The sequence below is a fragment of the Acidovorax sp. 107 genome (assembly GCF_003058055.1).
Lineage (GTDB): Bacteria > Pseudomonadota > Gammaproteobacteria > Burkholderiales > Burkholderiaceae_C > Acidovorax.
On record NZ_QBTZ01000001.1, the window covers coordinates 2,976,189 to 2,996,670 of the forward strand.

Here is a 20,482-nt window from a genome sequence, read left to right on the forward strand (position 1 = left end):
AGTTCGTTGTTTTTGGTCACAGTTGTGTGCCGATGCAAGGCGTGTAAGCAGGCAGAGCCACCTTTGCAGCGGCCCGCCTTGCATTTGCTTACACGGAAGCGGCTGCGCGCTGCTCCAGGATGTCGAAAGCGGGCAGCTTTTTGCCTTCCAGCACTTCCAGGAAGGCGCCGCCGCCGGTGGAGATGTAACCCACCTGTTTGTCGATGCCGTACTTGGCAATGGCGGCCAGCGTGTCGCCGCCGCCCGCGATGCTGAAGGCCGAGGATTCAGCAATCGCCTTGGCCAGTTGCTTGGTGCCGTTCTCAAAGGCGGCAAACTCGAACACGCCCACGGGGCCATTCCAGACGATGGTGCCTGCGGACTTGAGCTGCGCGGCCAGCCGGGCGGCGGTCTCGGGGCCAATGTCAAGAATCATGTCGTCGGGGGCCACGTCGGTGGCTGCCTTCACGGTGGCAGGGGCGTCTGCCGCAAAGGTCTTGGCCACGACCACGTCGGTAGGAATCGGCACCTCGGCGCCCCGCGCCTTCATGGCGGCCATCACGGCCTTGGCTGCGTCCAGCAGATCGGGCTCGGCCAAGCTCTTGCCGATGGGCAGACCCGCGGCCAGCATGAAGGTGTTGGCAATACCGCCACCCACAATGAGCTGGTCCACTTTGTCGGCCAGGCTTTGCAGGATGGTGAGTTTGGTGGACACCTTGGAGCCCGCCACGATCGCGGCCAGCGGGCGCTGGGGCTGGGCCAAGGCCTTGGTCAGGGCGTCAATCTCGGCCGACAGCAGCGGGCCAGCGCAGGCCACGGGAGCGAACTGGGCGATGCCGTAGGTCGTGCCTTCGGCGCGGTGGGCGGTGCCGAAGGCATCGTTCACAAAGATGTCGCACAGTGCGGCCAGCTTGCGGGCCAGCTCTTCCTTGTTCTTCTTCTCGCCGACGTTCAGGCGGCAGTTTTCGAGCAGCACGACCTGACCGGGCGCGACGGTGACGCCGTCCACCCAGTTGGCCACTAGGGGAACGTCGCGGCCCAACAGCTCCGACAGGCGCGCGGCCACGGGCGCCAAAGAATCCTCGGGCTTGAATTCACCTTCGGTCGGGCGGCCCAGGTGGCTGGTCACCATGACGGCGGCACCGGCGTCCAGCGCCATGCGGATGCAGGGAATCGAGGCGCGGATGCGGGTGTCTTCGGTGATGCGGCCGGTGTCGTCCTGCGGAACGTTCATGTCCGCACGGATGAAGACGCGCTGGCCTTGGGCCTTGCCCTGGGCACACAGATCGGAAAAGCGGAGGATGTTCATGGGGTGGAAGTTTCCTGGAGGGGCCGGTGGATCAGGGGCGCCATTTTAGGCGGCCATGCTGACGCGGCCGGGCACCGCCAGGCCTCACCACCCCCAGCCGATGTGCAGCGGCAGGTACACCGCCATGCCCACGAGGATGGTGCCCAGAATGCCCCGGCGCCAGAAGTAGTACGCGCTCGCGAACAGCACGGCGGGCAGGCGTGCATCCATGAAGGTGTCGATCAGCTCGCCCTGCGCCATGAGGATCTCGGGCGCAATGACCGCGGTGAGCGCGGCCAGCGGGGCGTACTTGAGGCCGCGTTTGAGCCAGTCCGGCAACGGCAGCTCACGCTCGGGAATCATGAAGAACGAGCGCGACACCACTGTGATGATCGCGAGGCCTACGGTGGCAAGAAAAGGGTAGATCCAGGACCAGCTCATGGATGGCGCTCCTCGCGCAGCGGCACCACATCGCCGGCCTCGACATGCTCGCGCTCTTCAGGGGGCATGACGCTGTCGGCGGGCACCAGCAGCAGCTCGGGTTGGCGGCGGCTGCGGTCCACGGCTTCCATCATCAACCCTGCGGCCACGGCTGCGGCCAGGGCCACCAGGATGTTGAGCTTGAGGGGCAGCGCAAAGGCCGCAATCGCAGCCGCGGCCGCAACGCCTGTCGCCAGCCAGGTGGCGCGGTCAAACAGCAAGGACAGCAGCACGCCCAGCAAAGCCAGCACCCCCGCAAATCCCAGCCCCCAGGACAGGGGCACTGCATTGGCCAGAAAGATGCCCGCGATCGACGGCACCTGCCACGCCAGCCAGTTGGTGGTGGCGGCGCCCCAGAAATACGGCACCTGCTCGGGAGCAGGCCGGGGCTCGGGGAAGCGCTTCATGAACGCCACGTAGATCACGTCTCCGCTGAAATAACCGATGGCCATGCGCGTGCGCAGCGGCAAGTGCGCAAAGTAGCTGCGCCACATGCTGCTGAAGATCACAAAGCGCAGGTTCACGCAGGCGGCCGTCAGCCAGACGACCCACAGCGGCGCGCCCACGGACAGCAGCGGAATGACGGCGAGCTGGGCACTGCCGGCGTAGACCAGCAGTGACATGAACACCGCCATGCCGACTGGCATGCCACTCTTGACCATCGCCACTCCGGTGACCAGCCCCCAGGCCGCAATGCCCAGGGAGGTACCCGCCATGTCGATGGCGGCCATGCGGGACGATGGGTGACGCAGCGTCCGGCCCAGCGCAGCCGTCACGCTCATGCAGGGCGCGCACCCAGCACCATGCCGGGTTGCAGGTCAAAACCGCGCAAAAAATCCGCCGCAGCCAGCCGCTTGCCACCGGCGCGCTGCAAGGTGGTCAGACGCAGGGCCGTGCCTTCACCACACGCAACGCCAACGCCCGAGCCATCTACGCACAAAATCTGCCCGGGGTGCTGGTCCGACATGCCCAGATTGCTATCAATAACATAGCTCCAGACTTTGACCGTTTCGCCGTTGCACTCGGTGCTGGCGCCCGGGAAAGGATCGAACGCGCGGATCCGCTGGCCAATGACCGGGGCGGGCAGCGTCCAGTCGATCGTGCTCTCGGCCTTTTCGATCTTGTGGGCATAGGTGATGCCTTCAGCCGGTTGCGGCACCGCGCTGAGGCCGCCGCAGGCGGCCAGCTCCAGGGCCTCGACGATCATGCGCCCGCCGAGCGCGGCTAGGCGGTCGTGCAGGGTGGCCGTGGTGTCGCTGGGAGCGATGGGGAGGCGCTCGGTGAGCAGCATGTCGCCCGTGTCCAGCCCTGCATCCATCTGCATGATGGTGACGCCGGTTTCCGCGTCGCCCGCCTCGATGGCGCGGTGAATGGGGGCGGCCCCGCGCCAGCGCGGCAGGAGGCTGGCGTGGATGTTCAGGCAACCCAGGCGCGGCAGCTCCAGGGTCCACTGCGGCAGGATCAGCCCGTAGGCGGCCACGACCATCACATCGGCCTGCGCGGCCAGCAGGGCCTCGCGTGCTGCGGCTGCATCGTCGGGGTATTTACCGTCCAGGCGCAGGCTGCGGGGCTGTGCGACAGCGATGCCATGCTCGAGCGCACATTGCTTGACGGGTGACGCCTGCAGCTTCATGCCACGGCCTGCAGGGCGGTCAGGTTGCGTCAGCACCAGCGGGACGGTGAAGCCTGCGGACAACAGCCGCTCCAGGGCCACACGGGCGAATTCGGGCGTACCGGCAAAAATGACTCTCATGAAAACGGGTATCGGCTCAGGTGGGGGCGCAGGATTCAGTCAGTGACTCAGCCGGTCAATCTGTCAGTCGCGCGCGTTGTCAAAATTCGGCAGTTCGTCAGTGAACAGCACTTGCCGCACCACACCTTGGCGGTCCAGGTGCACATGGGCCTGGCGCAGGTCCGAGTTCTGCCGGAAGCGGTAGGTCCAGATATCGCCATCGAAGCGCGCCACCTGCTCGACACGCAAGGGCATTCCGAAGGTGTTTTGCAGGTCGGCACGGATCCAGCTGCCGACGGGCAGGCTCTCGAACCGTTGGTGCGTGAGCACCTGCTCGTTGCGCACCAGCCGGCCGCTGGCATCAAAGTCGAGGTTGTAGGCGGCAAACCCGGCGGGCAGTTCGGAATAGAGCAGACGCTCTCCGGACGGCAAGGCAATCGTGGCCGTGGGCGGTCCCAGGCGGGCAATCACCTCGGCCCGCACCGCACCGGGCTGCTCACGGGCCGGTAGTACGCAGCCTGTCAGCAGGCACACCAGCGCCCAAAGCGCCAGCACTCCGACACCACGACGGGCGCAGAGCGCTGCGCGCATCACTCGCGCGCCTCCCGCTGCTGCTTGACCATTTTGGTCTTGATGCGGTTGCGCTTGAGCGGCGATAGGTATTCGACAAACACCTTGCCCATGAGGTGGTCCATCTCGTGCTGGACACAGACCGCGAGCAGGCCATCCGCCTCGATCACGCGGGATTGGCCCTGGGCATCCAGCGCCCGCACATGCACCGCATCAAACCGCTCCACGCCGTCATAGATGCCGGGCACCGAGAGGCAGCCTTCCTCGTTGAGGTGCTTTTCGGCGCTGGTCCAGACCAGCTCAGGATTGATCAGCACCAAGGGCTGATCACGCTCCTCCGACACGTCGATGACCACCAGCCGCTCATGCACATCTACCTGGGTGGCCGCCAGGCCAATGCCGTGGGCGTCATACATGGTGGCCAGCATGTCGGCGACCAGCGTGCGGATGCGGTCGTCCACCGCCTGGACGGGGCGGGCGACCTTGTGAAGCCGGGGGTCCGGGTAACAGAGAATGGGAAGGATTGCCATGGCTGCAGGTAAGAGATGTCGCTATTTTCGCCACTTTTGCGGCCTACTGCCGCCTTGCGAGCCAATAATCGTTGCCGAATCAAGGGCTTGAGCAGAGAATCTAAGAAGCTTTGTAACGTATTTGCCCGGCTGCACGCCTGCTTTGTGCGCCGAGGTGCCAGCGAGGGGGCGTTTCCCAATGCATGAGAAAAGGAACAACATGACGGCATTCACCAGCGTGCAGCGGACCGCCCTGGGCGCGCTCACCATCATTGCTGGCGCATTGCTGGTCATGCCGGCCCAGGCGCAGAACTACCCCATCTCCAGCAGCCAGCGCGCCACGGCGCAGCAGGTGTCCGAGCGTGGCGTACCCCTGGAAGAGTTGGCCCCCAACGCCCCCGACACCTACACCGTCAAGCGCGGTGACACGCTCTGGGGCATTTCGGGCATGTACCTCAAGCGCCCCTGGCGCTGGCCCGAACTCTGGGGTATGAACCTCAAGGCCATCCCCAACCCGCACCTGATCTTCCCCGGCCAGACGCTGTACCTCATCAAGGAAGGCGGCTACGCCCGCCTGAGCACCAGCCGCTCAAACGAGCCCGAAACCGTGCGCATCTCGCCCCGCACGCGCAGCGATAGCTTGGCCGACAACGCGCTGCCCACGCTCAAGCAGCACCTGATCGAGCCCTTCCTGGTAGAGCCTTTGGTGGTAGATGAGCAAGTGCTTTTGAGCGCCCCGCGCGTTATCGCGACCACTGAAGAGCGCGTGCTGATGGCCGCGGGCGACCGTGTCTACGTGCGCGGAGACGCCGCTTCGCCCATGCTGGCGGAGGCTGGCGAGCCACGCTACTACCGCGTGTTCCGCAATGCCGTGGCACTCAAGGACCCGGTGACGGCTGAAGTGCTGGGATATGAAGCCCAGTACCTGGGCAAGGCAGAGCTGGTGCGTGGCGAGTCCTTCGAAGAAATTCCGAACGGCAAGGGTGGATACACGGCGGAGTACATCCCCGCCACTGTTGATCTGTCGGCCACCAAGGAGGAAGTCCGCGCGGGCGACCGCCTGCTGCCCGCACCCGCTCGTCCGTTCCTGAGCTACACCCCCCGCGCCCCCGAGATGGAAGTGGATGCCAGAGTGGTGTCCATCTATGGGAGCTCGGCGGTGGCCTACGCGGCCCAGAATCAGGTGGTGGCCATCAACATGGGTTCGCAGGACGGACTGGAGCCCGGCCATGTGCTCAGCTTGCTCACCAAGGGCGACCGCATCAAGGACATGACCGACAGCAACAAGGCGATGGTCAAGCTGCCCAGTGAAGTCAACGGCACCGCCATGGTGTTCCGCACCTTCGAGCGCGTGTCCTATGTGCTGCTGCTGGAAATCCGCAACGGCGTTCGCGTCGGCGACCGCTTGGTCAACCCCAAGTAACGCACCATTGGCCGGCGACACACGTGGTGGTGCGGTGACTCCGCGCTGCGGCGGCAGTACCGGTGAGCTTCATGGACCACGAAGAGCTGGGCGCTTGGCTGCGACTGACCTTGACGCCTGGCGTGGGCAACGGTGCCGCGCGACGCCTGTTGGCGCGCTTCGGCCTCCCGCAATCCATCTTCCAGCAGACCGAGGCGGCGCTGCAGCACTGTGTGCCGCCTGCCCATGCGCGGGCCTTGTGCGAGATTCCGAAAGAGTGGGAAGCCCTGTGGCAAACCACTGCCCGATGGCTTGCCAACGCCGCGCCAGAAGGCCCCGCACGCGCCATTGTGAGCCTGGGTGACCTGCGTTATCCGCAGGCCCTGCTGGACACGGAAGACCCGCCGCTGCTGCTCTATCTCATGGGCCCGGCATCTCTGCTGGAGCACCAGCCCTTCCCCATTGACCGCTGCCTCGCAGTGGTCGGCAGCCGCAACCCCACGGCCCAAGGTGCAGAGAACGCGCGCCTGTTTGCCCGGGCACTGCACAGTGCAGGCTTGACCATCGTGTCGGGGCTTGCGCTAGGGGTGGACGCCGCCGCCCATGAAGGCGCGCTGGACGCGGCGACAGCCCCTTGCGCGGTGGCCGCCACCATCGCTGTGGTGGGAACGGGGCTGGACCGTGTCTATCCCCGCAAAAACCTCGACCTAGCCCACCGCATTGCCGCACACGGGCTGATCGTCAGCGAATACCCGCTGGGCACGCCGCCACTGCCCGCCAATTTCCCCAAACGCAACCGCATCATTTCGGGACTCTCACAAGGCACTCTGGTGGTGGAAGCCGCGCTGGCTTCCGGGTCATTGATCACCGCCCGCATGGCGGCCGAGCAAGGCCGCGAAGTGTTTGCCATCCCAGGTTCCATCCATGCGCCGCAGTCACGTGGCTGCCATGCACTGATCCGCCAGGGGGCCAAGCTCGTCGAGTCGGCCCGGGACGTGCTGGAAGAACTCAAAATCCCCGCCACCACTGTTCCGGGCCTGCCCCTGGAAGGCGCGGACGATGCGGGAGCAGCGGTATCGGGCAAGGCCGAAGGCCCGGTGTTGTCGGCGTTGGGCTATGACCCCATGGGCCTGGACGCTCTGGTCGCACGCACGGGCATGGACGCATCAGCCTTGCAGGTGGCCTTGCTGGAACTGGAACTTGACGGCAGCGTTGCGCGGCTGCCGGGGGGCTTGTTTCAGCGGATCGGCAGAGGCTAGCCGGTCGCCAGGGCGATCCCCCGCTCCACGACAGGACGGGCTTTGTGCATGCGACTCATCGCCTCATCCTGGGCGGCGCATGGCACTCCCCGTGCTCAATCCAACAACCGCTCAGGGTTGGCGTCGAGCTTGGCCAAGGCATCGCGGGTGGCACGCAGCGTGATGCCCTCTTCGTCCTGGGCCACCAGCAAACCGGCCTGCAGGTACGCGGCCAGACGGCGCACCTGGATCAGATAGCTGCTGCCATCCACGGCCGCAAAAAGGTGCAACTGCTTGCGCTGGCTTTGCCACGCGTACTGCACCTGGGCCGACGCACCGTTGTGGTCCAGGGTGTACCAGGTGCCCGGCTGCAGGTCCTGCGCCCAGGCCACCATCGCATCGTCCACCGGTGCGCCATTGTCGGCAATCACGTGGATGGACGAGGCGTCGATGCCCAGCATCATCTCGATGTTGTCCGCATTGAGTGGCATGTCGCCGAGCGTGGCATCGCTGATGAAGTCTTCCAGATTGGCCAGGCGCTTGGCCATGGCGTCGATGTGCGCCTGCGGGATGGACGCAGTCTTGGACAAGAACGCATCGGCCAGGGTGTCCGTCAACACCTTGACCTGTGCATCCTGCGCCGCGCCATTCACGCCCAGCAGGGTCAGCCCCTGGCGCAGGCGCTGCAGCAGCGCCGGCAGGTTCTGGATGACCTGTGCTCGGTCGCTGCGGTTGGGCTTGGCACTGGCCGCCCAGACGAGGTCTGCCGCCGTGCGCTTGAAGGCTACCGTGTCGGCATGCTGCGGGCCATCGCGCACGGCCGATAGCGCCAGCACCTCGGCCCAGGTCTTGAACAGGAACTCCCGGATTTCGTCGCGCACCGGCATGTCGCGCAGCATGGTGCGCAGCTCGATGGTGTACTGGATGGCCAAGGTTTCCCGTTGCTCGACCTGCTGGGCGACACTGACCAGGCGCGAGGTGACCTGTTTTTCGGTGAGGAACTTGGCCAGGAATTTCTCGAACTCGTCATAGACCAGCTGGAAGACGCGGCGTCCGGTCTCGGGGTACTGCTCAATCACCTGCACCACACGGCGGATTTCAGCTTCCAGCGCGCTGCCATTGATGCTGGTCGCATCAAAACCCAGTACGCAAGCGCCCATGCGGTCGATCAGCTTGCGGGCGGGGTGGTCCAGGTTGCTGAAGAATTCAGGCTCGGCCAGGGCCACGCGCAGCACCGGCACCTGCAGCCGCGCAAACCACACCCGCACGGCAGGCGGGATGCGGTCTTCAGCGAGGATGCTCTGGAACATCAGCGCCACCACCTCGATGATCGCCTTTTCGCCCGTGGTGGTCGCCTTTTTCTTGAGTTCGGTGGAGCGTTCACGCACCGCACCCACCAACTGCACCACCGCCGCCGGACTGTAGTCCTCCATCAACGTGGCCACGCCGCTGTAGTAGGTGTCGGCATGCACCCGGTGCGCCGTCAACGCATGGGCCAGGGCGGCCGACGCTGGCGGCGCATTGACCATGTCGAAACCGGTGGCGGGCTGTGTGAGCAGGCGCCGCAATTGCCCCATCACGCCTTGGGCACGCTGGCGTGCCCGGGTCAGGGGCGTCATGCCATTGGCAAAGGCAGTGGGCATACCCTGCGGACGAGGGTGGCCACCATGCGCAGGCGGCCGCATCTGCATGCCCGGCGGCCCCATGGGACGTCCCTCGCCAGGCTGTGTACCCCCGCGGGCCGCAGCCATGGCCTGGCGGGTTTGCGCCAGGGCCTGCGAAGCCAGGCCCCCCGCACCCGAGTCCCCGCCGCCCGTTGCTGCACCACCTTGGGTGCGACGTACTTTGGACTTGAGATCGACCTGCGGCGTGATGCCCTGCTCCACATAGAACACGTTGACCGCCTGGTAGTGCTTTTGCAGGAGGTTGGCCAGCTCGCGTTGCAAGGGATCCACCACCGTTTGGAGGTCCGTACGGGGCAGACCGGCGTCCACCCATTGTTCCACCAGCAGCAGGCACACCGTGTCGGGCCGCAGGATGTCGCTGTTGTCCAGCTCCTGGCCTTCCAGGGACTGGGTGCGCTGGCGCAAGGTGTCGAACTGGTGGTTGACCTGCTCAGTCACCGTCAACGCCATGCGTGAGGCGAGGATTTTGTTTTCCACCACATCGTCGCTGAGCAGCTCGAACTGGCTGAGTCCACCGCCACCACCCGCCGCCAGCTGACCGCGCGTGGAACTGACATGGGGGGCCAGCGCCTCTTGCCACGCCTTGCCGGTGCGTTCCGTCCATGCGGAATGCTTTTGCTGGTACTGCATCCACGCATCCCGGCGCGACTGCATTTCACGGGCAGTACCCGTCTGGTTCATCAGCGCGGTAAGAAAGTCCTGAACGGTTTTGTCCAGGTCTGCCAACCCACCACAGATCCCCTCTACGAACCGCTGGCGCGCCTGGCGGGCCAGGCGGCGTTGCGGAACTGAGGGGGGCGTGGTGTGCATGAACAGATATTAGCGGGTCAGACGGCAGCTCCGGCATGGGGATCGTTGGGATCCCCTTCCTTTTTGGCGGGCTTGACAAGGTCCTCGCGCTTCACTCCCAGCCACATCGCGATGGCTGCCGCCACGAACACCGAGGAATAGATACCGAACAGAATACCGATGGTCAGCGCCAATGCAAAGTAGTGCAGGCTGGGGCCACCAAAAAAGAACATCGACAGCACCATGGCCTCGGTGGAGGCGTGGGTGATGATGGTACGGCTCATCGTGCTGGTGATGGCGTGGTCGATGACCTCGTGCGTGGTCATCTTGCGGTACTTGCGGAAGGCCTCACGGATCCGGTCGAAGATCACCACCGACTCATTGACCGAGTAACCCAGCACCGCGAGCACCCCCGCCAGCACCGACAGCGAGAACTCCCACTGGAAGAACGCGAAGAAGCCCAGGATGATCACGACGTCGTGCAAGTTGGCAATGATCGCCGCGACACCGAACTTCCATTCGAATCGGAAGGCCAGGTAAATCACGATGCCCACCACCACCATGGCCAGCGCCATCAGGCCGCCATGCACCAGCTCCTCGCCCACCTGCGGGCCTACAAACTCGGTGCGGCGCAGGGTCACAGCAGCGTCTGCAGCCTTGAGGGCGCCCAGCACCTGCTCGCTCTGCTGCGCGGACGTCACGCCCTTTTGCACCGGCAGGCGAATCATCACGTCGCGCGAGGTGCCGAAGTTCTGCACCTGAACATCGGGGTAGCCCAGCGCCGCCACGGTGTCGCGGACCTTGGCCAACTCGGCGGGCTGACTGTAGGCCACCTCCATCACGGTGCCCCCCGTGAACTCCACCGACAGGTGCAAGCCACGTGTGAGCAGGAAGAACACCGCCAGGGCGAAGGTGATGAAGGAGATCGCGTTGAAGACCAACGCGTGCTTCATGAAAGGGATGTCTTTGCGGATACGGAAGAATTCCATGGTCTTCCTCCTTTAGTTCGTCTTGGCCACAGCGCTGTCGGACTCAGGCTTCCACACCTGACCGATGGCCACACTCTTGAGCTTCTTCTTGCGGCCGTACCACAGGTTCACGAGGCCACGCGAGAAGAACACCGCCGAGAACATGCTGGTCAGAATGCCGATGCAGTGGACCACCGCAAAGCCACGCACCGGGCCGGAGCCAAATGCCAGCAGCGCCAGGCCTGCGATCAATGTGGTCACGTTCGAATCCAGGATGGTGGCCCAGGCACGCTCATAACCCGCGTGGATGGCCGCCTGGGGCGACACACCCTCACGCAGCTCCTCGCGGATGCGTTCGTTGATCAGCACGTTGGAGTCAATCGCCACCCCCAGCGCGAGCGCCATGGCGGCGATGCCTGGCAAGGTGAGCGTGGCCTGCAGCATGGACAGGATCGCCAGCAGCAGCAACACGTTCACCGCCAGCGAGACGGTGGAGAAAATGCCGAAAAGTGCGTAGTAGATGCACATGAACACCGCAATCGCCACCATGCCCCACACCACGCTGTGGATGCCGCGCTCGATGTTGTCAGCGCCCAGGCTCGGGCCGATGGTGTATTCCTCGATGATTTCCATGGGCGCTGCCAGCGAGCCCGCGCGCAGCAGCAGCGCGGTGTCGTTGGCCTCGGCCGTAGTCATGCGGCCCGAGATCTGCACGCGGCCGCCACCGATTTCGGAGCGGATCACAGGGGCCGTAACCACCTCGCCCTTGCCCTTTTCGAACAGCACGATGGCCATGCGCTTGCCCACGTTCTCGCGCGTGATGTCCTTGAAGATGCGCGAGCCCTTCGCGTCCAGCGTGAGGTTGACCGTGGGTTCCTGCGTCTGGCCGTCAAAGCCTGGCTGCGCATCGGTCAGGTTTTCGCCGGTCAGAATGACCTGCTTCTTGACGATGACGGGCTGGCCGTTGCGTTCCAGATAGCGCTCGGAGCCGAAGGGTACGGGACCGCGGCCTGTCTCTGCCGAACGGGCTTCGGTGCCCTCGTCCACCATGCGCACTTCCAGCGTGGCGGTGCGGCCCAGGATGTCCTTCGCCTTGGCGGTGTCCTGCACGCCGGGCAGCTGCACCACGATGCGGTCCAGGCCCTGCTGCTGGATCACGGGCTCGGCCACGCCCAGCTCGTTGATCCGGTTGTGCAGCGTGACCATGTTCTGCTTGAGCGCCTGCTCCTGCACGCGGCGCGTGGCTTCGGGCTTGATGGAGGCGCGCAGCTTGAACTCGGTGCCTTCCGGCGTGGTGGTGACCAGCAGATCGGCGAACTGATCAGCGACCAGGTTGCGCGCGGCCGTGGCCGTAGCTTCGTCACGCACCTTGATGTCGATGGACTGGCCGTCACGGCTGATGCCGCCGTGGCGGATGTTCTTGTCGCGCAGTGCGGTGCGGATGTCGCCTGCATAGGACTCGGCCTTCTTGGTCAGTGCCGCCTGCATGTCCACCTGCAGCATGAAGTGCACGCCGCCGCGCAGGTCCAGCCCCAGATACATGGGGTTCGCGTGCAGGGCCTTGAGCCACAGCGGCGAGCGCGACACCAGGTTGAGGGCCACGGTGTAGGAAGGGTCGTTGGCATCAGGCACCAGCGCCTTCTGGATGGCGTCCTTGGCCTTGAGCTGGGTGTCGGGCGTGTCAAAACGCGCGCGCACCGAATTGCCCTCCAGCGCCACAAAGTCGGGCGTCACGCCCGCAGCCTTGAGCGCCTCTTCCACCCGCTGCTGCACAGCGGTGTCCACCTTGATGGTGGCCTTGGCCGACGACACCTGCACGGCAGGCGCCTCGCCAAAGAAATTGGGCAGGGTGTACAAGGCCCCCACCAGCAGCACGATCACCAGGATCGCGTACTTCCAGACCGGATAACGGTTCATGATCGCGCTCTCACCTCAGTTGTGCAGGCGCCCGAAGCGCCGGCGCCCCCTGACCCCGCGCCCGGCGGTGCCGGGGCGCGCAGCGCCTCAGGGGGATGTTCATGGATTACTTGACGGAGCCCTTGGGCAGCACCTGCACCACGGCGCTGCGCTGCATTTGCACTTCCACGCCGCTGGCGATCTCGATGTGCAGGAAACCTTCGGACAGGCGCGTGACCTTGCCGACGATGCCGCCGGAGGTGGCTACTTCATCGCCCTTGGCGATGGCGTCGATCATGGCGCGGTGTTCTTTCTGGCGCTTCATCTGGGGGCGGATCATGACGAAGTACAGCACCACAAACATGAGCACCAGAGGCAGCATGCCGGTCAGCGAGGACATGATGTCACCGCCGCCAGCGGCTGCGGCAGGTGCGGTTTGGGCGAAAGCGGAAGAAATAAACACGGACTGGACTCCACAACGGATGGTCAAAATTCACACAACCCGCCCACACCAAGCGCCATAGCGCCCGCTGGGGCAGAACAGGGCATTGTATGCGGCGCCCTGCGCACCGCCCAAGGGGTAAGACCCAAGCTGGCACCGGGGGTTTGCCCCCACCGCGCAAGGCTCAAGCCCTCCACAAGGGAATATGGGTAAAAATGGGCCTATGCGCTAGCGAAATATGCCTAGACAGCTATTTTATTAATAGCAAAAGCCCGCGCGAACGCGGGCTTTTGCATGCGGGCTTTAATGCCCCGGGGCCACTCAGGCCACCTGACGCTGGACGGGCGTGCCCGTGCGCCACTGTGTCATCAGGCCGTCCCACTTGGGGCGCGCAGCCTTCAGGTGCCGCTCCTTCACGTGGCCGTAACCGCGAATTTCTTCGGGAATGCGCGCAATCTCCACGGCCAGCGCCAGGTTGTCGGCGTTCAGGCGGGCCAGCAGCTCATCAATGCAGGCGCGGTATTCGACGATCAGCGCACGCTCCATGCGGCGCTCCTCGGTCTTGCCGAAGATGTCCAGGGCCGTGCCACGCAGGCCCTTCATCTTGGCCAGCACGCCAAACGCGCTGCGCATCCACGGGCCGAACGGCTGCTTGACCAGCTCGCCCTTGTCGTTCTTCTTGGCGGTCAGGGGCGGCGCCAGGTGGTGCACCAGCTTGTAGTCGCCTTCGAACATGTTCGCGATCTTGTCCGTGAAGGCCTTGTCGGTGTGCAGGCGCGCCACCTCGTACTCGTCCTTGTAGGCCATGAGCTTGAACAGGTAGCGGGCCACGGCCTCGGACAACTTCGTGCCGGTGCCCAGCTTCGCTTCCGCTGCCTTCACCTTCTCGACGAAGGCTTGGTAGTCGGCTGCGTAAGCCGCGTTCTGGTAGCCGGTGAGGAACTCCACGCGCTTGGTCACCATTTCGGCCAGCGAAGGCTTCTTGACGAACTGGATCACCTGCGCGGCCTGGAACAGCGCCTGAACGGCGGCGAGGTCGTGCGCGCAACGGCGGCCCCATTCGAAGGCCGCCTTGTTGTTCTCGACCTGCACGCCGTTCAATTCCATGGCGCGCATCAGCGATGCGTAGGTGAGCGGCACGCGGCCCTTTTGCCAGGCGTAGCCCAGCATCAGCGGGTTGGTGTAGATGCTGTCGCCCAGCAGTTGGGTGGCCACCTGCTCGGCGTCAAAGCTACCCACACCGCCCGCGCCCACGGCGGCACTGATGGCTGCATCGCAGTTGCCACCGGGGAACTGCCAGTCGGGGTTGTTCACAAACGCAGCCGTGGGCGTGCCATGCGTGTTGAGTGCCACGAAGGTACGACCGGGCTGCATGACGGCCAAGGTGTACTTGTGCGCGGCCACGATGGAATCACAGCCGATCACCAGGTCAGCCTTGGCGGTATCGACCTTGGTGGTGTAGATGGCGTCCGGCCGGTTGGCGATCTGGATATGGCTCCAGGTGGCGCCGCCCTTTTGGGCCAGGCCACCGGCGTCCTGAGTGATGACGCCCTTGCCGTCCAGGTGCGCAGCCATGCCCAGCAACGAGCCGATGGTGATCACGCCCGTACCGCCCACACCGCCCACCACAATGCCCCATGCGCTTTCGGCCACGGGTAGCACAGGCTCAGGAATGGAGGGCAGCGCCGACAGGTCGCCCTTCTTCTCTTTCTTGGGCTTCTTGAGCTGGCCGCCTTCCACCGTCACAAAGCTCGGACAGAAGCCGTTGACGCACGAGTAGTCCTTGTTGCAGGTGCTCTGGTTGATGCGGCGCTTGCGACCGAGTTCGGTCTCCACCGGCTCCACGGACAGACAGTTGGACTTGGTCGAGCAGTCGCCGCAGCCCTCGCACACCAACTCGTTGATGACCACAGTCTTATCGGGCGTGGCCAGCTTGCCGCGCTTGCGGCGGCGGCGCTTTTCCGTCGCGCAGGTCTGGTCGTAAATGATGGCCGTGCAGCCCTTGATCTCGCGGAACTGGCGCTGGATGGTGTCCAGCTCGTCACGGTGGTGCACCGTCACGCCTTCGGCCAGGGCCGCGCCGTCGTACTTGTGCGGCTCGTCGGTCACGATCACAAGCTTGGCCACGCCTTCAGCCTTCAGGCTGTTCATGATCTGCAGCACGCTGTGGCCCTCGGGCCGCTCGCCCACCTGCTGACCACCAGTCATGGCCACGGCGTCGTTGTAAAGCACCTTGTAGGTGATGTTCACACCCGCTGCGATGCTCTGGCGGATGGCCAGCAGGCCGCTGTGGAAGTAGGTGCCGTCGCCCAGGTTGGCAAAGATGTGCGCGTCGGTGGTGAAGGGCTGCTGACCGACCCAGGTCACGCCCTCGCCACCCATCTGCGTGAAGGTGCTGGTACGGCGGTCGGGCATCCAGTTGACCATGTAGTGACAGCCAATGCCCGCCACAGCGCGGGAGCCTTCGGGCACGCGGGTGCTGGTGTTGTGGGGGCAGCCGCTGCAAAACCACGGGGCGCGTTCGCCCGTGTCCACCTTCAGCTCCGTCATTGCGCGCTCGCTGGCCTCGATGATGGCCAGGCGCGCTTCCATGCGGGCCACGATGTCGCTCGATACGCCCAGCTTCTTGAGGCGCTTCGCAATGGCCTTGGCGATGATGGCCGGCGTGAGGTCGGCCTTGGCGCGCAGCAGCCAGTTCTGGCTGGGGTTGGGCATGCTCCATTCGCCGCCGGTGAGGTCTTCACCGTTGGGGCCCTCGGGCTCGTCAAACTTGCCCAGCACATTGGGGCGCACGTCGGGGCGCCAGTTGTACAGCTCTTCCTTGAGCTGGTACTCGATGACCTGGCGTTTTTCTTCCACCACCAGAATCTCCTGCAGGCCCTGCGCGAAGTCGCGGGTGATGGTGGCTTCCAGCGGCCACACCACATTGACCTTGTGCACGCGGATGCCCAGCTGGCGGCAGGTGTCGTCATCCAGGCCCAGGTCCACCAGCGCCTGGCGGGTGTCGTTGTAGGCCTTGCCGCTGGCGATGATGCCAAAGCGGTCTTGTTTGCCTTCGATGACGTTGTAGTTGAGCTTGTTGGCGCGGATGTACGCCAGGGCCGCGTACCACTTGTAGTCCATCAGGCGCGCTTCCTGCTCCAGCGGCGCGTCGGGCCAGCGGATGTGCAGGCCGCCGGGCGGCATCACAAAGTCCTCGGGCAGGATGATCTTGACCCGGTCGGGGTCGATGTTGATGCTGCTGGACGACTCCACCACCTCCTGGATGGTCTTCATGCCCGACCACACGCCCGAAAAACGGCTCATGGCAAAAGCGTGCAAGCCCATGTCCAAAATTTCCTGCACGCTGCTCGGGAAGAACACCGGAGTACCGCAGGCCTTGAAGATGTGATCGCTCTGGTGCGCGGCCGTGCTGCTCTTGCTGATGTGGTCGTCGCCCGCAATCGCGATCACGCCGCCGTGCTTGGCAGTGCCCGCCATGTTGGCATGCTTGAACACGTCGGAGCAGCGGTCCACGCCGGGACCCTTGCCGTACCAGATGCCGAACACGCCATCGAACTTCTTGCTTTGCGGGTACAGATCGAGCTGCTGCGTGCCCCACACCGCGGTGGCGCCCAGCTCTTCGTTCACACCGGGCTGGAAGACGACGTTGTTGGCCGCCAGGTGCTTCTTGGCAGCCCAGAGCGCCTGGTCGTACGTGCCCAGAGGCGAGCCCCGGTAGCCGCTGATGAAACCTGCCGTATTCAGTCCCGCCGCCGCATCGCGCTGGCGCTGCAGCATGGGCAGGCGCACGAGGGCCTGCACACCGCTCATGAAGGCTCGGCCCTCACCCAAGGTGTATTTGTCATCCAGGGTGACGGTCTCTAGCGCTTTGCGGACGGATTCTGGCAGCGGGGCATTCATGGCTATGTCTCCAATGGCTTCTTTGTGGGGCCTGGCCTTGTGGGCCGGTGGGGCAGGATCCGTCCGCCCGTTTAGGGCAGCCGCTCCAATGTGGAGGTAAGTGTATGTCTGCGTCGCTGATATGTCTTTGCGTTCTGTGCCGTGTTTAGGCTATTCTGAGAAAGGATCTTTCTCTTTTCAACCGCTTTGTGAACACTCTCGACAAATTCGATATCGCCATCCTCAACGAGCTGCAGGCTGACGCCCGACTGACGAACGCCGAGTTGGCCCAGCGAGTGGGACTGTCGGCCGCCCCCTGCTGGCGCCGCGTGCGGGCGCTGGAGGAGCAGGGCTTCATCAAGGGATACCGCGCGGAGATCGACCGGCACAAGATCGGCCTCGGGGTGCTGGCCTTTGTGCGGCTGGATGCCGACCGCAGCACGGGCAACCTCACGCGCAAGATGGAGGAAGCCATCCGCCAGATCCCCGAGGTCGTGTCCTGCCACTATATCAGCGGCACTGGCACGTTCGAGCTGCAGGTGGTGGCGCGGGACCTGGACAGCTTCTCGCAATTTGCGCGCGATGTGCTGCTGAACCTGCCCAACGTGAAGGACATGCACACCAGCTTCTCGCTGGGCGAGGTGAAGGCCAGCGGGGCGCTGCCGCTGACGCACCTGAGCCGTCCGCGTGCTTGAAAGCCTACTAGCGCCCTCAGCACACGCCCATGAGCACGGCGGCGCGATGCCAGGCCCGCAGCCCCGCCCGCCTCAGCGTGGCCACAGCGCCCACAGGCGCAGGTTCTGCTTGAGCCGGCCTGCGATGTCGCCCGCCTCCGGTCCCCAACCCGTGAAATAGTCCGCGCGCACCGCCCCGAGGATGGCACTGCCCGTATCCTGCGCCAGCACCAAGCGGTTGAGCTGTACCTGCGGGCCGGTGGACGCAAGCCACACGGGAGTGCCATAGGGAATGCTCTGCCGGTCCACCGCGATGGATCGCCCCGGCGTCAAGGGCACGCCCTGTGCGCCGCGCGGGCCGAAACCGGCGTCCAGCGGGCTCAAGGGCTCTTCACGAAAGAACACATAGCGCGGGTTGCTCCACAGCAGCTCGTTGGTGCGCTGGGGGTTGATGGCCACCCAGGCGCGGATGCCAGGCCAGGTCGCATCGCGCGTGAGGCCCTGGTCGAGCAACCAGCGGCCCACGCTCTGGTAGGGCTGGTCATTGGTGCCCGCGTAGGCTACCCGCACCAGCGAGACGGAGCCATCGGACTCGGTGATGCGCAAGCGGCCCGAGCCCTGGATGTGCAGCACCATGGACTCGATGGGGTCACGCAGCCACGCAATGGCCCGGCCCGCCAGTGCGGCCTGGGCCTCCGGCAGCGTGTCGATCTGCTGGCGCGTGTACCAGGGCTTGCGCGCACCCAGACTGGCGGGCACACGGTAAATGGGCACGGTGAAGCCATTGCCGGGCTGGCGTACAGCATCCATCATGGGTTCGTAGTACGCCGTGAGCAGACCGTCGGGGTTGCCGTCGGTGGACTCGACGCGATAGGGCTGCAGGCGTGCAATGAGCCAGGCGCGCTGTTCATCGGCCGTGGCAATGCTCAGTTGCCGCACCTCGCTGCACAGCGCTGTGAAGGGCGGCTGGGGCCGTTCGCAACTCTTGATCCAGGCATTCCAGGCTTCGTGCAGTGCGTCTTCGGTAAAGCCCGGCAGCTCGGACCAGCGCACCGGCGTCCAGCGGCTTTTGGGTTGCGCCAGGGGCGGTGGCAAAGGACCGGTGTCGCCAGGCAGCACCACGCTACTGGGTGGCAGCGGTGCCGGGGTACCCCCAGGGCGCGCAGGGACAGGGGCAGGGGGCGTGGAGCAGGCGGCCAGCGTTCCTACAATCAGCGCCGTCAACGCAACGCGCAGGAGTGTCAATTTCATGGGGCTGATTTTGCTTGAAGCGCTGCTGGCGCTGGTGGTGCTGGTGGCCATCGTGTGGTGGACCATGTTCTCGGGACGCAAGGGGGGCGAGCTCAAGTCCCCGCAGCCCACCGACCAGGACAGCCCCCCGCCTCCCGCCCCCTGACAGGTGGCGCGCCCGGCGCAGGGGCTGCGGCCATGTCCTACAGCCACGGTGCCGATGTGCTGTTGGCGCCGGCCCGGCTGCAGGGCCACGATGGCACGAGCCGGGTGAAGCCGCTGTGCGGGAATGCGACGACGCTCCCGACGCAGGGGTGCAAAGCCCACCCAGCGCCATCGACTTTCAAGGAGCACGCACATGCGCACACACATTCAACTTCTCGGCGCTGCCGCCGCCATCGTTCTGGTCACCGGTTGCGCGAACATGGACGACACCCAGCGCCGCACGGCCACGGGCGCCGGCATCGGGGCGCTGGCGGGCGCGGTCATCGGCTCTGCCACCGGCGGCAGTGCAGGGACTGGAGCGGTGGTAGGCGCGGGCGTGGGGGCACTGGGCACCTACATCTGGTCGCAAAACATGGAGCGCCAGAAGCGCGAGATGGAACAAGCCACACAGGGCACCGGCATCGCCGTGACGCAGACGGCCGACAACCAGCTCAAGCTGAACATTCCCAGTGACATCTCTTTTGCGGTGGGTCGCTCGGACATCCAGCCCAACTTCGCCCCGGTGCTGGACCAGTTTGCCGCCGGCCTGCGCAGCAACCCGAACACCGACGTACGCATCGTGGGCCACACCGACAGCACGGGCTCCGACGCTGTCAACAACCCCTTGTCCATGGACCGCGCCGCCAGCACCCGCAGCTACCTCACGGCGCGCGGTGTGGATGGCCGCCGGATCGTGATCGAAGGCCTCGGCGAGCGCTACCCCATTGCCACCAACGACACCGCCGAAGGCCGTGCACGCAACCGGCGGGTCGAGATTTTTGTGGGTGAGCGACCCCGGGGCTGAGCGCGCGGGCGTCGAAATCCAGGCCTCGCAGCCAGGCTCAGTGCCCGGTGCGCAGCAGGTTGGCCAACTCCACGGCCGACTTGACCTGCATCTTGTCAAACACGCGTGAGCGGTGGACCTCCACCGTGCGCACGCTGATATCGAGCTGGTCAGCGATCAGCTTGTTGGGCAGCCCCGCCACCACCAGATCCATCACATCGCGCTCGCGCTCGGTCAACTCGGTCAGGCGCACCTGCAGGTCGCTGCGCTCGCGCACCTGCGCCAGGTGCTCTGCAGATCGGGCCAGCGCCTGCTCGATGCGGTCCACCAGCGCGTTGTCGGAAAAAGGCTTCTCGCAAAAATCAAACGCACCGCGCTTGACCGTGTCCACGGCAGTGGGCACATCGGCGTGTCCAGTGAGAAAAATCACCGGCATGGTGGCCAGGTCTCCCCGCGCGGCCAGCACGTCAAACAGTGCCAGACCGCTCATGCCAGGCATGCGCACATCCAGCAACAGGCAACAAGGCTGGCGCTGGGGCGGCCGCTTTTGCAGCATGGCATCGAAGGCCTCGGCCGAATCAAAGGACTCGCTGGGCAGTCGGCGCGAGCGCAGCAGCCAGGCCAGCGCCTCGCGCACGCTGGCGTCATCGTCCACGATGTACACGGTGGCGTTGGTGATGGGCTCCATAAATCAGTTCAGTGGTCCATTGCAATATCTGTCACGCGCACA

Annotated in this window: 18 protein-coding genes; 5 read left to right on the plus strand and 13 right to left on the minus strand. The window is 65.2% G+C overall.

The features are described from left to right. Positions 1-88: 88 nt before the first annotated feature. The 6 genes from C8C99_RS13965 to def all read right to left on the minus strand — a co-directional run bounded on the left by C8C99_RS13965 (position 89) and on the right by def (position 4,579). The gene (locus C8C99_RS13965; protein ID WP_108626054.1) at positions 89-1,288 is read right to left on the minus strand and encodes a phosphoglycerate kinase; all 1,200 of its coding nucleotides are present in this window, start codon (positions 1,286-1,288) and stop codon (positions 89-91) included. An 84-nt stretch (positions 1,289-1,372) separates the two neighbouring features. Then, positions 1,373-1,708 (minus strand): AzlD domain-containing protein, encoded by a 336-nt coding sequence (locus tag C8C99_RS13970; RefSeq protein WP_056643895.1) that lies wholly within the window; start codon positions 1,706-1,708, stop codon positions 1,373-1,375. Then, positions 1,705-2,478, minus strand: a complete 774-nt coding sequence (locus C8C99_RS13975; protein WP_235510668.1) for an AzlC family ABC transporter permease — start codon at positions 2,476-2,478, stop codon at positions 1,705-1,707. The genes C8C99_RS13970 and C8C99_RS13975 overlap by 4 nt, the downstream gene beginning before the upstream one ends. Positions 2,479-2,525: 47 nt before the next feature. Continuing rightward, entirely contained in the window at positions 2,526-3,500 is a 975-nt protein-coding gene (gene fmt / locus C8C99_RS13980; RefSeq protein ID WP_108626056.1) for a methionyl-tRNA formyltransferase, read from the minus strand. Between the two features lie 63 nt (positions 3,501-3,563). Beyond that, on the minus strand, positions 3,564-4,070 hold the full coding sequence (locus tag C8C99_RS13985) for a hypothetical protein (RefSeq protein ID WP_108626057.1): 507 nt from the start codon (positions 4,068-4,070) through the stop codon (positions 3,564-3,566). Beyond that, positions 4,070-4,579 (minus strand): peptide deformylase, encoded by a 510-nt coding sequence (gene def / locus C8C99_RS13990; protein ID WP_056643903.1) that lies wholly within the window; start codon positions 4,577-4,579, stop codon positions 4,070-4,072. Before def ends, C8C99_RS13985 begins: the two co-directional genes overlap by 1 nt. 199 nt (positions 4,580-4,778) lie before the next feature. Here def and C8C99_RS13995 point away from each other — a divergent pair, with 199 nt between their 5' ends. Then, positions 4,779-5,981 (plus strand): LysM peptidoglycan-binding domain-containing protein, encoded by a 1,203-nt coding sequence (locus C8C99_RS13995; RefSeq protein WP_082576878.1) that lies wholly within the window; start codon positions 4,779-4,781, stop codon positions 5,979-5,981. A gap of 71 nt (positions 5,982-6,052) precedes the next feature. Next, positions 6,053-7,219, plus strand: coding sequence for a DNA-processing protein DprA (gene dprA / locus C8C99_RS14000; RefSeq protein WP_056644140.1), 1,167 nt, complete (start codon positions 6,053-6,055; stop codon positions 7,217-7,219). Positions 7,220-7,314: 95 nt separating this feature from the next. On the opposite strand, the gene C8C99_RS14005 is transcribed toward dprA, so the two are convergent. The 5 genes from C8C99_RS14005 to C8C99_RS14025 form a co-directional block, all read right to left on the minus strand. Next, a complete protein-coding gene (locus tag C8C99_RS14005; RefSeq protein WP_056643906.1) occupies positions 7,315-9,693 on the minus strand; it encodes a DUF1631 domain-containing protein in 2,379 nt (792 codons plus the stop codon). A 17-nt stretch (positions 9,694-9,710) separates the two neighbouring features. Beyond that, complete coding sequence (secF, locus tag C8C99_RS14010) at positions 9,711-10,661, minus strand: protein translocase subunit SecF (protein ID WP_056643908.1); 951 nt, start codon at positions 10,659-10,661, stop codon at positions 9,711-9,713. A gap of 12 nt (positions 10,662-10,673) precedes the next feature. After that, on the minus strand, positions 10,674-12,557 hold the full coding sequence (secD, locus tag C8C99_RS14015) for a protein translocase subunit SecD (protein WP_108626058.1): 1,884 nt from the start codon (positions 12,555-12,557) through the stop codon (positions 10,674-10,676). Positions 12,558-12,663: 106 nt separating this feature from the next. Further along, complete coding sequence (yajC, locus tag C8C99_RS14020; protein ID WP_056643912.1) at positions 12,664-12,999, minus strand: preprotein translocase subunit YajC; 336 nt, start codon at positions 12,997-12,999, stop codon at positions 12,664-12,666. Positions 13,000-13,299: 300 nt separating this feature from the next. Then, positions 13,300-16,881 (minus strand): indolepyruvate ferredoxin oxidoreductase family protein, encoded by a 3,582-nt coding sequence (locus C8C99_RS14025; RefSeq protein ID WP_056643915.1) that lies wholly within the window; start codon positions 16,879-16,881, stop codon positions 13,300-13,302. A 188-nt stretch (positions 16,882-17,069) separates the two neighbouring features. On the opposite strand from C8C99_RS14025, the gene C8C99_RS14030 reads away from it, so the two are divergent. Further along, positions 17,070-17,555, plus strand: a complete 486-nt coding sequence (locus C8C99_RS14030; RefSeq protein ID WP_056643917.1) for an Lrp/AsnC family transcriptional regulator — start codon at positions 17,070-17,072, stop codon at positions 17,553-17,555. Positions 17,556-17,627: 72 nt separating this feature from the next. Here C8C99_RS14030 and C8C99_RS14035 read toward each other — a convergent pair whose 3' ends face one another. Then, entirely contained in the window at positions 17,628-18,851 is a 1,224-nt protein-coding gene (locus C8C99_RS14035) for a murein transglycosylase A (RefSeq protein ID WP_199226397.1), read from the minus strand. Here C8C99_RS14035 and C8C99_RS24045 point away from each other — a divergent pair. Together C8C99_RS24045 and C8C99_RS14040 are read left to right on the plus strand one after the other, a co-directional pair. Continuing rightward, positions 18,784-18,930 (plus strand): hypothetical protein, encoded by a 147-nt coding sequence (locus tag C8C99_RS24045; protein ID WP_199226399.1) that lies wholly within the window; start codon positions 18,784-18,786, stop codon positions 18,928-18,930. The two genes, C8C99_RS14035 and C8C99_RS24045, sit on opposite strands and share 68 nt — an antisense overlap. A gap of 192 nt (positions 18,931-19,122) precedes the next feature. Next, positions 19,123-19,773 (plus strand): OmpA family protein, encoded by a 651-nt coding sequence (locus tag C8C99_RS14040; protein WP_108626059.1) that lies wholly within the window; start codon positions 19,123-19,125, stop codon positions 19,771-19,773. A gap of 37 nt (positions 19,774-19,810) precedes the next feature. Here C8C99_RS14040 and C8C99_RS14045 read toward each other — a convergent pair whose 3' ends face one another. Continuing rightward, positions 19,811-20,440, minus strand: coding sequence for a response regulator transcription factor (locus C8C99_RS14045; protein ID WP_056643921.1), 630 nt, complete (start codon positions 20,438-20,440; stop codon positions 19,811-19,813). Between the last annotated feature and the right edge of the window lie 42 nt (positions 20,441-20,482).

Bases quoted from the DNA above. Each gene is read 5' to 3' on its own strand.
- C8C99_RS13970 (WP_056643895.1), bottom strand. From the start codon at position 1,708: ATGAGCTGGTCCTGGATCTACCCTTTTCTTGCCACCGTAGGCCTCGCG.
- secD (WP_108626058.1), bottom strand. From the start codon at position 12,557: ATGAACCGTTATCCGGTCTGGAAGTACGCGATCCTGGTGATCGTGCTG.
- C8C99_RS13975 (WP_235510668.1), bottom strand. From the start codon at position 2,478: ATGGCCGCCATCGACATGGCGGGTACCTCCCTGGGCATTGCGGCCTGG.
- C8C99_RS13995 (WP_082576878.1), top strand. From the start codon at position 4,779: ATGACGGCATTCACCAGCGTGCAGCGGACCGCCCTGGGCGCGCTCACC.
- C8C99_RS13965 (WP_108626054.1), bottom strand. From the start codon at position 1,288: ATGAACATCCTCCGCTTTTCCGATCTGTGTGCCCAGGGCAAGGCCCAA.
- C8C99_RS13985 (WP_108626057.1), bottom strand. From the start codon at position 4,070: ATGCGCGCAGCGCTCTGCGCCCGTCGTGGTGTCGGAGTGCTGGCGCTT.
- C8C99_RS14005 (WP_056643906.1), bottom strand. From the start codon at position 9,693: ATGCACACCACGCCCCCCTCAGTTCCGCAACGCCGCCTGGCCCGCCAG.
- def (WP_056643903.1), bottom strand. From the start codon at position 4,579: ATGGCAATCCTTCCCATTCTCTGTTACCCGGACCCCCGGCTTCACAAG.
- C8C99_RS14025 (WP_056643915.1), bottom strand. From the start codon at position 16,881: ATGAATGCCCCGCTGCCAGAATCCGTCCGCAAAGCGCTAGAGACCGTC.
- C8C99_RS14040 (WP_108626059.1), top strand. From the start codon at position 19,123: ATGCGCACACACATTCAACTTCTCGGCGCTGCCGCCGCCATCGTTCTG.
- C8C99_RS14035 (WP_199226397.1), bottom strand. From the start codon at position 18,851: ATGGTCCACCACACGATGGCCACCAGCACCACCAGCGCCAGCAGCGCT.
- C8C99_RS14045 (WP_056643921.1), bottom strand. From the start codon at position 20,440: ATGGAGCCCATCACCAACGCCACCGTGTACATCGTGGACGATGACGCC.
- secF (WP_056643908.1), bottom strand. From the start codon at position 10,661: ATGGAATTCTTCCGTATCCGCAAAGACATCCCTTTCATGAAGCACGCG.
- dprA (WP_056644140.1), top strand. From the start codon at position 6,053: ATGGACCACGAAGAGCTGGGCGCTTGGCTGCGACTGACCTTGACGCCT.
- C8C99_RS24045 (WP_199226399.1), top strand. From the start codon at position 18,784: ATGGGGCTGATTTTGCTTGAAGCGCTGCTGGCGCTGGTGGTGCTGGTG.
- fmt (WP_108626056.1), bottom strand. From the start codon at position 3,500: ATGAGAGTCATTTTTGCCGGTACGCCCGAATTCGCCCGTGTGGCCCTG.